This is a genomic window from Methyloceanibacter stevinii (assembly GCF_001723355.1).
In the GTDB taxonomy this organism is placed as follows: domain Bacteria; phylum Pseudomonadota; class Alphaproteobacteria; order Rhizobiales; family Methyloligellaceae; genus Methyloceanibacter; species Methyloceanibacter stevinii.
On the sequence record NZ_LPWE01000005.1, the window covers coordinates 51,043 to 64,186 of the forward strand.

A 13,144-nucleotide genomic window follows, 5' to 3' on the forward strand; every position below is an offset into this window, starting at 1 on the left:
GTGTGCGGTGCATCGAAGCATGCCCGGGGCGTGCGGGCAATATGCCGTTAGAAGGGTTGTAAATTGCCCTGTCGGCCCTTTGAAAGTCCCAAAAGCAGGGGCCGACTGCCGCAGGCGGATGCCCCTCCGTTCGATTCTTCCTCTGGCAAGAGGCGATTCTTTTTGCTAACCCTCCTGACCGATTAAGGCAGCCCTGCCAAAATTTGGGCATTTCCATGTGAGCCCCGGCGCTTTCGGTGCGGGCAGGCCGACACAGTCTGCGGCCCGCAAAGATGTTGCAGTCGCGAGATGGATCGAAGACAATTCTCGCAAATGCAAAAAAGCGCCCCGACAAATAGAGGACTGGGGGGACAACCGGATGAATGAGATGTCGATAGGTGAAGTTTCAGCGGACGCGGCCGCCCCACGCGGCGAAATCAAAGATCTTTACGAGGTCGCGAAATTCCGCCGCTGGGCCACGTGCCGAAGAACATGTACGCCTGGGCAATCCGCCAGGACCGCCACGGTGCGCCGGACACGGCCATGCAGGTGGAAGTCGTTCCGACCTGGGAGCTGGACTCCCATGACGTGCTCGTCCTCGTGATGGCTGCGGGCGTCAACTACAACGGCGTTTGGGCCTCTCTCGGTGAGCCCATGTCCGTGTTCGATGTGCACAAGCAACCTTACCACATCGCCGGCTCGGACGCCTCCGGCATTGTTTGGGCCGTCGGCTCCAAGGTGAAGCGCTGGAAGGTCGGCGACGAAGTCGTCATCCACTGCAACCAGGACGATGGCGACGACGAAGAGTGCAACGGCGGCGATCCGATGTTCTCCACCTCGCAGCGCATCTGGGGCTATGAGACGCCGGACGGTTCGTTTGCGCAGTTCGCGCGCGTGCAGGATCGTCAGCTTCTGCCGCGGCCGCAGCACCTCACCTGGGAAGAAGCGGCTTGTTACACGCTGACCCTCGCGACCTCTTACCGCATGCTGTTCGGGCATCGTCCGCACACGCTGAAGCCCGGTCACAACGTCCTGGTCTGGGGCGCCTCGGGCGGCCTGGGCTCCATGGCCATCCAGCTCTGCGCGACGGCCGGCGCCAACGCCATCGGCGTTGTGTCCGAGGACGACAAGCGCGACTTCGTGATGTCGCTCGGCGCCAAGGGCGTCATCAACCGCAAGGACTTCAATTGCTGGGGGCAGCTGCCCAAAGTGAATACGCCGGAATACAACGCTTGGGCCAAGGAGTGCCGTCAGTTCGGCAAGGCCATCTGGGATGTCACCGGCAAGGGCGTGAACGTGGACTGCGTGTTCGAACACCCGGGCGAGGCGACGTTCCCGGTCTCGACCTTTGTCGTCAAGCGCGGCGGCATGGTCGTCTTCTGTGCCGGCACCACCGGTTTCAACCTGACCATGGATGCGCGCTATGTCTGGATGCATCAGAAGCGCGTTCAGGGTTCGCACTTCGCGCATCTGCAGCAGGCGAGCATGGCGAACAAGCTCGTGATCGAACGTCATATCGATCCGTGCATGTCCGAAGTGTTCCCATGGGAGCAGATCCCCAAGGCCCATATGCGCATGTGGAACAACGAGCACCGTCCCGGCAACATGGCCGTGCTGGTGAGCTCGCCCGTCACGGGTCTTCGGACATTCGAAGACGTGATCGAGGCGAGCGAAGAGACACACGGCAAGGCGTAACGCCCGGCCGGTTCTAGAATTCGGCTGCTCCGGCAGCCGCAGGCGCGCCTCGGGCATGAAGTCCGGGGCGCGTTGTACTTTCATGTCCCCCAAGCCGATTGGGGTTTGACTCACACTGCCGCGCGCGGTTCGGTGTGGAACAAACCCCGATCGCACGACCGGAGGAAGCCGACGTTGACCGCCAACGAATCCATGACCGACCGTTTGATCCCGCTCCTCGATGCCGCCGCCGAAGCGGCAGGAACCTTGGGGGCCGTGGCCACCGAGGCCGTGAAAGCCAAGCTCGCCCCTGACGGCAAAGTCGACAATTCCGCGCTGGAGCGCGAAGAGCATATCGCCCATGGCCTGGCCTGGATCGCTACCTATGTCGAGGGCATCCGGCAGATGGCCGAATATGCCAAGCGGACCACGGAAGAAGGGCGCTTCGGTGAGTTCGAGGGTCTGCTTACGCAGATCGTGGTCGGCGAGTATCTGGCCCAGCTCGCGGGCGGTGTCGTCATGAGCCAAGGCGAGATCGTCCGCCTGCATGAGCTCGGCGTGCCGGACTCCGCGAAAGAGGCCTTTCTGTCCGACAATGTGGTTGCTCTGATCCAAGGCGTGACGCCGGAGATGCGCGCGCGCGTTTCCACGTTGATCCAGGATGCCGAGGGTGCCGCGGCGGCCAATTTCGGCGATCCGGGTCTGGACGAGACCTATGAGGAGATCCGCAACGAGATGCGGCGTTTCTCCCAGGCCGAAGTGGTGCCCCACGCGCAGGAGTGGCACCTCAAGGACGACTACATTCCGCTCGAGTTGGTCAATCAGATGGCCGAACTCGGCGTGTTCTCGCTGACGCTGCCGGAAGAGCTTGGCGGCTTGGGTCTCGGCAAGGAGGCCATGTGCGTTGTCTCCGAGGAACTGTCCCGCGGCTATATCGGTGTGGGCTCGCTCGGCACGCGCTCGGAGATCGCCGAGGAGCTGATCCACAACGGCGGCACGGACGCCCAGAAGGAAGAGTGGCTGCCGAAGATCGCCAGCGGCGAAATCCTGCCCACGGCCGTCTTCACCGAGCCGAACACCGGCTCCGACCTCGCTTCGCTCTCGACGCGGGCCGTGAAGGACGGGGACGTCTACAAGATCACCGGCCAGAAGACCTGGATCACCCATGCCGCGCGCGCCGACCTCATGACCGTGCTGGCGCGCACCGATCCGAACGAGAAGGGCTATCGCGGCCTGTCGATGTTTCTGGCGCCCAAGCCGCGCGGCACGGACGACAAGCCGTTCCCGGCGGCCGGCATGTCCGGCGGCGAGATCGAGGTGCTCGGCTATCGCGGCATGAAGGAGTTCGACATCTCCTTCGACAATTTCGAAGTGCCGGCGGCCAACCTGCTCGGCGGTGTCGAGGGCCAGGGTTTCAAGCAGCTCATGCAGACCTTCGAGGCCGCCCGTATCCAGACGGCCGCCCGGGCCATCGGCGTGGCGCAGTCTGCACTCGATATTGGCCTCCGCTACGGCATGGAGCGTGTCCAGTTCGGCAAGCCGATCATCAATTTCCCGCGCGTGTCGGACAAGCTGGCCATGATGGCGGCGGAAATCCTGTTTGCCCGTCAGCTTACCTATTTTTCGGCGCGTAAGAAGGACCATGGCGAGCGCTGCGACCTGGAAGCGGGCATGGCCAAGCTCCTTGCCGCACGCGTGGCTTGGGCCGCCGCCGACAATGCGCTGCAGATTCACGGCGGCAACGGGTTCGCGCTCGAATACACGATCAGCCGGGTGCTGTGCGATGCGCGCATCCTGTCGATCTTCGAGGCGCGGCCGAGATCCAGGCCCATGTGATCGCGCGGCGTCTGCTCGAGCAGTGAGTGTGAGCCATGAGTAGTGCGGCCGAGCCCATCACCTCCAAACGGTCGCTGATAGGGCTTGGTGTCGCGCTGCTGATCTGCTTTGCCGCATCGCTCATCGGCAGCGCCTTCACGTCGCCCAATCTCGCCTGGTACGCCACGCTCGAGAAGCCGGGCTTCACCCCGCCGAACAGTGTCTTCCCCATCGTGTGGACGATCCTGTTCGCCATGATGGCGGTGTCGGCGTGGCTCGTCTGGCGGCAGCCTGCTGACGACGGCGACAAGAAGACGGCCCTGACCTGGTTCGGTATCCAGCTCGCCCTGAACGTGCTCTGGTCCTTCGCCTTCTTCCAGATGCACAGCCCCATCGCCGGTCTCGCAGTGATCTTGTGGCTGCTGGTCGCGATCGTCCTGACCATGGTGTTTTTCGACCGGGTCAGCCGCGTCGCCGCACTCCTTCTCATCCCTTATCTGCTCTGGGTCGGCTTCGCCGCCGGCCTGAATTTCGCGATCTGGGCGCTGAACGCCGGCGCGGCTTAGGGGCAGCGGCATGGCGCGGCGCTCCGTTCTCATCACAGGCTGCTCTTCCGGCATCGGGCTCGCGGCCGCCGAGACCATGAAGGAGCGCGGCTGGCGCGTGTTCGCCACAGCCCGCAAGCCGGAAGACCTGGCGCGACTCAAGGACGAGGTCGGCGTCGAGAGCGTCTATCTCGACTACACCGAGCCCGATTCGATCGCCGCGGCTGCGGATCACGTTCTGACGGCAACGGACGGTACGCTGACCGCGCTCTTCAACAACGGCGCCTACGGGCAGCCCGGCGCCATCGAGGATCTCCCGACCGAGGCGCTGCGCGCGCAATTCGAAACCAACGTGTTCGGCTGGCACGATCTGACGCGCCGGGTGATCGCGCCGATGCGGGCCCGCAATGAAGGACGTATCGTTCAGTGTTCCTCCGTCCTCGGCCTGCTTGCCGCGCCCTACCGGGGGGCCTATTGCGCCTCGAAGTTCGCCATCGAGGCGCTGACGGATACGCTCCGCATCGAGTTGAAGGACACGGCCATCCACGTGAGTTTGATCGAGCCGGGACCTATCGCCACCCGCTTCGTCGAGACGGCGATCAAGCACTACAAGCGGAATATCGACATGGAGAACTCGGCCCATGCCGAGATTTACCGGGAACGGCTTGCGAAGATGGAAGACGGCGGGCAGATGGCATTTAAGCTCGAGCCGGAGGCCGTTTGCCGCCGGCTCGTTCATGCGCTCGAGGCGAAGCGTCCCAAGACGCGCTACTACGTGACGGTTCCGACCTTTGTGGGCGCTTACCTGCGCCGGATTCTGCCGGCGCGCGCGCTCGATTTCGTCGCCGCGAAGAACTAGACTCATTTGCTTGGCGCGGATCGCGCCCAAACACAGCCCGTCAAACGGGGGCACTCGCACGGGCCACCTGGAGGCCACTTTGGAATACGTACTTCGCTGGATTCTGCCGTTCGCGGTATTGCTGGTCGTGATCGTCCTGGTCTTCGGCCTGTTCAACATGCTCCGGGGCAACAATCCGAATCTCAGCCAGAAATTGATGCGCGCGCGCGTCCTTTTGCAGCTCGCGGCCCTTATCGTGGCGATGGCAATTGCCTATCTTGCGGGGACGCGTCCCCACTAGGCAGGGTTGACCCCTCCCAGGGCAGGGCTACGCTGTTTTGGAATAGCAGGGTAGCGGTCGCGCGCCCGGCCCTTTGGGCAGTCGTTCCTCGGAGCGATGCCCCTTCGGGCGATCGTTTGGGGCACTATGGTCAAGCTGAACAAGATTTACACGCGAACCGGCGACGACGGGACGACGGCGCTCGGCACGGGCGACCGCGTCGCCAAGTACGATTTGCGCGTGGAGGCTTACGGCACGGTCGATGAGACCAATGCGACAATCGGGCTTGCGCGGGTTCACACCGGCACGTCGGACCCCAAACTCGACGCCATGCTCATGCGAATCCAGAACGATCTGTTCGATCTCGGCGCCGATCTTTGTTTCCCGGAGGAGATGAAGAAGGGCGAAGCGGCACTTCGCGTCAGCGACGCCCAGATCGCGCGCCTCGAAGCGGAGATCGACGAGATGAACGGCGTGCTCGATCCGCTCCGCTCGTTTGTCCTGCCGGGCGGCTCTCCCGCCGCGGCCTATCTGCATCTGGCCCGCACGGTTTGCCGCCGGGCCGAGCGTTTGGTCGTTGCGCTCGCGGCGCGCCCCGACGAGCCCGTCAGCACGCAAGCGGTCGGTTACGTCAACCGGCTCTCGGATTTCCTGTTCGTTGCGGGTCGCTACGCAAACGACAAGGGTGCGTCCGACGTGTTGTGGGTCCCCGGCCAGAACCGCTGAAGCGGGGTGATGCGCCCGTGTTCGTCCCCCTCCATGACACCAACCCTCTCAAGAAGATCAGCTTTCCCTATGTGACGGTGGGCCTCATCGCCCTCAATGTTGCGGTCTATGTGGTCCTGCAAACGGGCTGGGTGGTGCCGCTGGAGGACGAAGACCTGTCCGCGTTCGCGGTCGTCCCGGCGCAGTTTCTTGCGAACACCGCGGGCGACACGCCCTTTCTTGCGTCGGGCGGCGTTCTGGTCCCCGAACGTCTCACCCTCGTCACCTACATGTTTCTGCACGGCGGTTGGGTTCACCTGATCGGGAACATGCTGTTCCTGTGGGTGTTCGGCGACAATATCGAGGACGCGATGGGGCATATGCGCTTCATCATGTTCTATGTGATGTGCGGGATATTCGCCGCGCTGTCCCATACCTACATGCTGCCGCATTCGGACCTGCCGCTGATCGGCGCATCCGGCGCGGTGGCCGGGGTCATTTCGTCCTATTTGATCCTGCATCCGAAGGTGAAGGTTTGGGTGCTGGCCCTCTGGCGCGTTCCGATCCGCATTACTGCGGCCTGGGCGTTGGGTATTTGGATTCTGGCACAATTCGCCAATCTATTCTTTGCGAGCGAGGAAGCCGTCGCCTGGTGGGCGCATCTCGGCGGGCTGCTTTCCGGGGCCCTTTTGATCCTCTTCATGCGGCGGCGGGGAGTGGTACTTTTCGACCGCACGCGCGGTGGCGCCTAAGGCTTCACACGCCGCAATTCGGGACTCCGTGCCACCATTGACTTGAGACATTTCGGGCTTTACGGTCGCCGCCATTTCGCACGTGCGAGATATTGGCTTTGGGGCAAGTCAAACCCTCTTGGGGACCAAAAAGACCATATGAAAATCTTAGTACCCATCAAACGCGTCATCGATTCCAACGTGAAAGTCCGGGTGAAATCCGACGGCACTGGCGTCGACCTGGCCAACGTGAAAATGTCGATGAATCCATTCTGCGAGATCGCAGTCGAGGAAGCCGTCCGCATGAAAGAGCGCGGCGAGGCGAGCGAAATCGTGGCCGTCTCGATCGGTACCGCCAAGGCCCAGGATACGCTGCGGACGGCGCTCGCCATGGGCGCGGATCGCGCCATTCTGGTGAAGACCGACGAGACCGTGGAGCCGCTGGCCGTGGCCAAGGTGCTGCAGGCCGTCGTCAAGAACGAGACGCCCGATCTCGTCATTCTCGGCAAGCAGGCGATCGACGACGATTGCAATCAGACGGGGCAGATGCTGGCCGGCCTTCTGGATGTGCCGCAAGGCACGTTCGCCTCGAAGGTCGAGTTCGACGGCGACATGGTGAAGGTGACCCGCGAGGTCGATGGCGGTCTGGAGACCGTGTCGCTCACCAAGCCGGCCGTGATCACGACGGACCTACGCTTGAACGAGCCGCGCTATGCCTCGTTGCCGAACATCATGAAGGCAAAGAAGAAGCCGATCGACGAGACCACTCCTGAGGACCTCGGCGTCGACATCGCGCCGCGGCTGAAGGTGCTGGCGGTCGATGAGCCCAAGGCGCGCGAGGCCGGTATCAAGGTCGACGACGTGGCGGCCCTTGTCGACAAACTCAAGAATGAAGCGGGGGTTCTGTAGATGGCCGTCCTGCTGCTCGCAGAGCACGACAACAAGACCCTCGCACCGGCGACCGCCAAGGCGTTGACCGCCGCGAAGGCATTTGGAAGCGACGTGGACATTCTAGTCGCCGGCGAAGGCTGTCAGGCCGTGGCCGGCGAGGCCGCCAAGCTAGACGGTGTGCGCAAGGTCCTGCTGGCCGATGCGCCGCAACTGGCGCACCGTCTCGCCGAAGATACGACGGCGACGATTCTGCCGCTCATGGCAGACTATTCGGCGCTGCTGGCGCCCGCGACGACCATGGGCAAGAACGTTCTGCCGCGCGTGGCGGCGCTGCTCGACGTGGGACAGATCTCCGACATCATTGAAGTAAAGTCGCCTGACACGTTCGTGCGGCCGATCTATGCCGGCAATGCGCTGGAGACCGTCCAGACGTCGGACAAGACCATTGTCGCCACCGTGCGCACGACGGCGTTCGCGGCGACGGGCGAGGGCGGTACAGCGAGCGTTGAGACGGTTGGCGCCGGGGACGAGGTGCCGTCCTCCAGTTTTGTCGGCGCCGAGATCACCGAGAGCGAGAGGCCCGAGTTGACGGCGGCCCGCGTGGTGATTTCCGGCGGCCGCGGCATGGAGTCCGGCGAGAATTTCGAGAAGCTCATCGCGCCGGTCGCGACCGGCTCGGGGCGGGCAATCGGTGCGTCGAGAGCAGCCGTGGACTCTGGTTTCATGCCGAACGATTATCAAGTCGGCCAGACCGGCAAGGTGGTTGCGCCCGAGCTTTATGTCGCCGTCGGTATTTCCGGCGCCATTCAGCATCTCGCGGGTATGAAAGATTCCAAGGTGATCGTAGCGATCAACAAGGATGCGGAAGCCCCGATCTTCCAGGTTGCGGACTACGGTCTCGTCGGTGATCTGTTCGAGGTTTTGCCTGAGCTCAATGAAGAGTTGAAAAAGGCAGGCTACGGAGACTAGTCGCGTGCACGCAGTGCGCGGGACTGGCTGGGTAAGTCACGATGGATGGGCCGGTCGCCGGTCCGTTTTCGGAGCAGGAGCGTAGAGTGGAGCCTATTCGTAAAGTGGGCGTCGTTGGCGCGGGCCAGATGGGACGCGGTATCGCGCACGTGGTCGCGCTCAGCGGCTACGATGTGGCCATCAACGATCTTTCCAAGGAAGCCTATGACTCGGCCGTCGGGTCGATCACCAAGAACCTGACGCGCCAAGTGTCCAAGGGGAAGATTACCGAGGATGAAATGAACACGGCACTCGGCCGGATCTCCTTCGCAGAGAACTACGAGGGCCTGTCGGACGTGGATCTCGTTATCGAGGCGGCGACCGAGGACGAAACGGTCAAGCGCAAGATTTTCGTCGCGGTGTGTCCGTTCCTGAAGCCGGATACGATCCTTGCGACGAACACGTCCTCCATTTCCATTACGCGTCTTGCCGCCACGACCGACCGGCCCGAGCGCTTCATCGGCATGCATTTCATGAACCCGGTTCCGGTCATGGAACTGGTGGAGATGATCCGCGGCATCGCAACCGACGATGCGACCTTCGTGCGCGCCAAGGAGCTCGTGGGCTCGATGGGTAAGACCATCGCGGTGTCCGAAGATTTTCCCGCCTTCATGGTCAACCGCATCCTGCTGCCGATGATCAACGAAGCGGTGTACACGCTTTACGAGGGCGTGGGCTCCGTGGACGCTATCGATACGGCCATGCGGCTTGGGGCGAACCATCCGATGGGGCCCTTGCAGCTTGCCGATTTCATTGGCCTGGATACTTGCCTGTCGATCATGCAGGTCCTCTACGAGGGGCTTGCGGATTCCAAGTACCGGCCGTGCCCGCTTCTTGTGAAATACGTGGAAGCCGGGTGGCTGGGACGCAAGAGCAACCGCGGTTTCTACGACTACCGTGGCGATGAGCCGATGCCCACGCGCTAAGGCGCCAGACTTGACTTGGTATTGCGCCGGCGCGCGAGCCTGCCCTGCGGTCCCAATGGGAGGAAAGCAATGAGCTCTTCATTCTCGCGTTTCGCCGGCCTTCTGGTGGCGCTGACCGTGCTCGTTGCGGGTCATGGTGCGTTCGCCGCCTGCGATCCCGAAACCGCCCTGTACGAAGACGAATTCGATTTTCTCGATGTCTCGTGGGGCAGCGCGGACGACAGCATTCTCATCAATGACGATGCTCTCCAGATCCGAGGCTCGGGTGGGGTCGTCAATCTCGAGACGAAGACGAAGGCCGCCGACGTCTGCGTCGACGTGACTATCGAGGAAGCCGAGAAGGTTTCCGACAGTCCGGCGGGCGTCGTATTCTGGTGGCAAGATTGGCAGAACTACTACGCGGTCTTCGTCTGGTCCGATGGCTGGATCGAAGTGCGCCGCATGGAAGACGGCGAGTCGAAGACCCTGTTCACCCAGGAAACCGATGCGCTCAACGCGGGCGCCGGCGCCGTCAACAACATCGAACTCACGCTGCAGCCGAAAGACGCCACGCTGATCGTGAACGGGACGGAAGTCCGCCGTTTTAAGGCGAAGCGCCCCAAGGATGGCGGTGCGGTGGGTCTCTACGGCATCTCGCCGGATGGTGCGCCAGCTACTTTCAGCTTCGACAATCTCATCGTCAACGCGCGCTAAGCCCTAGCGGCCAAAGAGCCAGTCCTCGAAAGTCGCGCGTGACCTTCGCAGATCCCGTGTGGCACTCATGCGGGGGGCAAGGTTCGGCTCGCCGCGTTCGGGAGAGGGCGGCAACGGCGCCCGCAAATCCCGTTCAGCCGATCGGGTCATGGCCTGGCGCGGGGCGCCGGGGTCCGTTGCGTGCGGACTGACGGCCACGGCCGATCGCGCACCGGCCTGTAGGTCCGTATGGGCCAGCCGCGGGTTCGGTCCTGGCGCCGCGCCACGGGGCGACAGGCGCAGATTCGAAAAAGAGTGCCGCTGGTCGCGCCCCTCGCGCTCTGCCCGTGTGGCCCGCACCTGATCGAGTCCCGCCGGGGCGAGCCGGGGAGCCGGGGAGGGCTGCATGCGGCTGGTGGCTTCTCCGGACGGGGTTTCCGCATGCGCGGCAGCAGCGCATACGACCAGCGAAACGGAGAGCGTTCTCGCGAGGAGCTTCGGCATGCCTGTTTCTTACGTCCGTCCACCGGTTCCAGCAAGACGTACTTCTCGACGCACCACACGCCCCCCGGGGGCTTCCGGCCAGGGCAGGCTGTCTCGGCCTGCCCCTCAGGCCCCCTCGCGCTTGGCGTTCGAAAGCAGCGCTCCCGACAGGGTCTCGAGGCGTGCTTCGATCCGGGCAAGCCGCGCGTCGATCGACGGGGCGGTGATGGGGTTCTCGCTCGCGATCATCTCCGGCGCCTGTGCGTCGGGGTTTCCCTCCAGCTTTTCGTGTTCGGCCTGCAAGGTTTGGATGACGATGCCGATCATCATGTTGAGGAAGATGAAGGCCACCAGGAAGATGAAGCTGAGATAGAACAGCCAGCTTAGCGGATAGACCGCCATGGTCTCGTACATCACGTCGGTCCAATCCTCGAACGTCGCCACGCGGAAGAGCGTCAGCATCGCGATGGAGATGTTGCCCCACAGGGTCGGATTGATCTCGGCGAAGAAAATGCTGCCGGCGGCGCCGTAAATGTAGAAGATGATGAACATCAGAAGCGTCACGTATCCCATGCGCGGGATCGCCTGCAGCAGCGCATTCAGCAGCACCTGCAGTTCTGGGATCATCGACACGAGCCGCATTACCCTGAAGATGCGCAGGAGCCGTCCGAGAAGCGCCATTTCGCTCTCGTCGATGGGAATGAGGCTGGCGGTCACGATCACGAAGTCGAAGATGTTCCACCCTTTCGAGAAGAACCGCTTCAGATTGTGCTCCGCCGCCATACGGATGAGCAGCTCGACCAGAAAGAAGATCGTCACGGCATAGTCGAGGGCCTTGAGCCCCGCGGTGAGCTTCGGCCCTAGGGGGTAGTGCCGATGCCCACCTTGAGCGCCGAAATCACGATGACCGTGATGACGAACAGCTCGAAAATCTTGTTGCTGCGGATATCGATGAATAACTTTTTCAGACCGGGGGCCCGGTCCAGCACTGTCTTGTCGTTCATTCGTCTCTCGGTATCGGGTCCTTCGTGGCGCTCCGTTGATCGGCGATCCTAGCGAGGATTATGGTTGAAAGGCGTATGACACCGCGCCGCTCTTTGCCAGCCGTACGGGTCGCGCCGGTCCGGGCGTGGACAGGCCCAATCGGCTCCGGGGGCGGCTGCCCGGCCGTCGCCAATGGTCGTCGTGTCGATGCGATCGGCTAGGAGGAGAGGCCGCGCTTGAGATCGTCGAAGGTCAGGGCCGGAACGACGTCGATGGCCGCATCCAGCGCCGCGAACATCATCTCGTTCAATTTCGGTAGGAGAGCCACGTCCTCCAGGTCGAAGAAGATGTAGCCCGCGCGCTCGCCGCCCTCGAGCATGAAGTAGGCGGCTTCGGCCTGAGTTTCGGCGATCACGGCCTGGATGACCTGTCCCAAACTGCCATCCTGAAAGGCTTCGTTTCCGCGTTCCACGGGAATTGAGAATCGCATCATCATTCGCATTGCAGGCGTCTCCTTGGTGTCGGTTCACCGTAGCCAATCCGATATGCAGAAGAATGACTTAGGCAGGAATTTCTGCGGCTCGCCTTGTTGTAAATCTGTCATGAGAGAGGGCTACAGTCCGAACTTCCCTGACTATTATCTAGTCCTCAGAAAGCCCCGGGCGCCTCGTGCGGCCGGGGTTTTCTCTCGTCCTTGCCCGTTCGACGCGGCGCTCAGGCCACGGGCGGGGCCGCCTCCGCCGTGAGCGGCGCGACGGCAATGATCCCGTCGGTGACGTAGTGGTTGACCTTTCCCGCCCCCAATTCCTCGCCCGCCTCGTACAGATCGACGACACCGATCGTGCCGTGCCGGGAAAGCTCGGCCATGATGAAGTCCCGTTCGGCGTTGGTGTCCGAGTCGGTCGCGTGGGTGATCTGGAAGGTCAGGCGCGTCAGCGAAAAGCCCGTATCCTTGGTGCCCGCTCCCACCCAAAGGACGCGCTCGCGGGTGTCGGGCCGGTTGGTGCCATGCCAGAAAACATCGTCCACGGTCTGGGCCTCGGTCAGGCACTTCGCCCAGAACCGGACGTGGTGGCGTTTGCGCGGGCTGTTTCCGATGGGCTTCTGGAAGCCGATGTCCTGGCCGCGCCCGAACAGGTAGAGCGTCGAGAATGGGGCCTTGGGATAGGACGCGTTCAGGACGAACGCTCTGACCATGCCCCAGGAGCTCGACAGCGTGAGCGGGTCGGCCTCGTGCCACCCCGCCTTTGCGAAGGCGGCGCGCAGTTCGTCGAAGGTCCCCTCCAAGGCCAGGTTGACGGGATCGCCCGGCAGGCCGTCGCCGGTAATGGTGAAACTCGGCACGTGCTTGTGCCGGAGGACCATGAGGCCCATCCGCACGATGTAGGGAAGGATGACGTAGGCCGCGAGCGCATAGGTGGCCGCGAGCGCGAGGACCGACGGCAGTTCCCCGTCGACCCACTGGAATACGTTGACGATCAGCCAGATGCCAACGGCGCCGAGGCCGAGGACCACCAGACGCTGCAGGATCAGAATCACGAGTCTCACGGCGCTCAATAGAGCACAGATTCGGGTCTGTCGCTCTCGTACTGTAAGCGCTAGAGGGGAGCGCC

At 63.0% G+C, this 13,144-nt stretch carries 14 protein-coding genes and 2 pseudogenes; 11 read left to right on the forward strand and 5 right to left on the reverse strand.

Annotated features, from left to right (window positions below; all coding sequences use genetic code 11):
* The first annotated feature begins 367 nt into the window (after positions 1-367).
* From ccrA to AUC70_RS03535, 11 genes and pseudogenes are all read left to right on the forward strand, one after another.
* Positions 368-1,674, forward strand: a pseudogene (ccrA, locus tag AUC70_RS03485) (crotonyl-CoA carboxylase/reductase).
* Between the two features lie 192 nt (positions 1,675-1,866).
* Positions 1,867-3,515, forward strand: a pseudogene (locus AUC70_RS03490) (acyl-CoA dehydrogenase family protein).
* Positions 3,516-3,524: 9 nt separating this feature from the next.
* Positions 3,525-4,034, forward strand: coding sequence for a TspO/MBR family protein (locus AUC70_RS03495; protein ID WP_069443622.1), 510 nt, complete (start codon positions 3,525-3,527; stop codon positions 4,032-4,034).
* 10 nt (positions 4,035-4,044) lie between these two features.
* Positions 4,045-4,872 carry an SDR family oxidoreductase gene (locus tag AUC70_RS03500; RefSeq protein WP_069443623.1) on the forward strand — a complete coding sequence of 276 codons (828 nt, stop codon included), beginning with the start codon at positions 4,045-4,047 and terminating at the stop codon, positions 4,870-4,872.
* A 79-nt stretch (positions 4,873-4,951) separates the two neighbouring features.
* Positions 4,952-5,152: a twin transmembrane helix small protein gene (locus AUC70_RS03505; RefSeq protein WP_069443624.1), complete on the forward strand. Its 201-nt coding sequence runs from the start codon at positions 4,952-4,954 to the stop codon at positions 5,150-5,152.
* 126 nt (positions 5,153-5,278) lie between these two features.
* A complete protein-coding gene (locus tag AUC70_RS03510; protein WP_069443625.1) occupies positions 5,279-5,857 on the forward strand; it encodes a cob(I)yrinic acid a,c-diamide adenosyltransferase in 579 nt (192 codons plus the stop codon).
* Positions 5,858-5,874: 17 nt separating this feature from the next.
* Positions 5,875-6,588 carry a rhomboid family intramembrane serine protease gene (locus tag AUC70_RS03515; protein ID WP_069443626.1) on the forward strand — a complete coding sequence of 238 codons (714 nt, stop codon included), beginning with the start codon at positions 5,875-5,877 and terminating at the stop codon, positions 6,586-6,588.
* A 138-nt stretch (positions 6,589-6,726) separates the two neighbouring features.
* A complete protein-coding gene (locus tag AUC70_RS03520) occupies positions 6,727-7,476 on the forward strand; it encodes an electron transfer flavoprotein subunit beta/FixA family protein (RefSeq protein ID WP_069443627.1) in 750 nt (249 codons plus the stop codon).
* On the forward strand, positions 7,477-8,427 hold the full coding sequence (locus AUC70_RS03525; RefSeq protein ID WP_069443628.1) for an electron transfer flavoprotein subunit alpha/FixB family protein: 951 nt from the start codon (positions 7,477-7,479) through the stop codon (positions 8,425-8,427). It begins immediately after the preceding gene.
* A gap of 41 nt (positions 8,428-8,468) precedes the next feature.
* Positions 8,469-9,392 carry a 3-hydroxybutyryl-CoA dehydrogenase gene (locus AUC70_RS03530; protein ID WP_069443629.1) on the forward strand — a complete coding sequence of 308 codons (924 nt, stop codon included), beginning with the start codon at positions 8,469-8,471 and terminating at the stop codon, positions 9,390-9,392.
* Positions 9,393-9,461: 69 nt separating this feature from the next.
* Positions 9,462-10,085: a hypothetical protein gene (locus AUC70_RS03535; RefSeq protein WP_069443630.1), complete on the forward strand. Its 624-nt coding sequence runs from the start codon at positions 9,462-9,464 to the stop codon at positions 10,083-10,085.
* A 3-nt stretch (positions 10,086-10,088) separates the two neighbouring features.
* On the opposite strand, the gene AUC70_RS16645 is transcribed toward AUC70_RS03535, so the two are convergent.
* The 5 genes from AUC70_RS16645 to AUC70_RS03550 form a co-directional block, all read right to left on the reverse strand.
* Positions 10,089-10,568 (reverse strand): hypothetical protein, encoded by a 480-nt coding sequence (locus AUC70_RS16645; RefSeq protein ID WP_141701934.1) that lies wholly within the window; start codon positions 10,566-10,568, stop codon positions 10,089-10,091.
* Between the two features lie 105 nt (positions 10,569-10,673).
* Complete coding sequence (locus AUC70_RS03540; protein WP_244505477.1) at positions 10,674-11,366, reverse strand: ion transporter; 693 nt, start codon at positions 11,364-11,366, stop codon at positions 10,674-10,676.
* A 41-nt stretch (positions 11,367-11,407) separates the two neighbouring features.
* Positions 11,408-11,551, reverse strand: coding sequence for a hypothetical protein (locus AUC70_RS17755; protein WP_244505478.1), 144 nt, complete (start codon positions 11,549-11,551; stop codon positions 11,408-11,410).
* Between the two features lie 197 nt (positions 11,552-11,748).
* Positions 11,749-12,033: a hypothetical protein gene (locus AUC70_RS03545; protein ID WP_069443631.1), complete on the reverse strand. Its 285-nt coding sequence runs from the start codon at positions 12,031-12,033 to the stop codon at positions 11,749-11,751.
* A gap of 212 nt (positions 12,034-12,245) precedes the next feature.
* Positions 12,246-13,079, reverse strand: a complete 834-nt coding sequence (locus AUC70_RS03550) for an LssY C-terminal domain-containing protein (RefSeq protein ID WP_069443632.1) — start codon at positions 13,077-13,079, stop codon at positions 12,246-12,248.
* Positions 13,080-13,144: the final 65 nt, after the last annotated feature.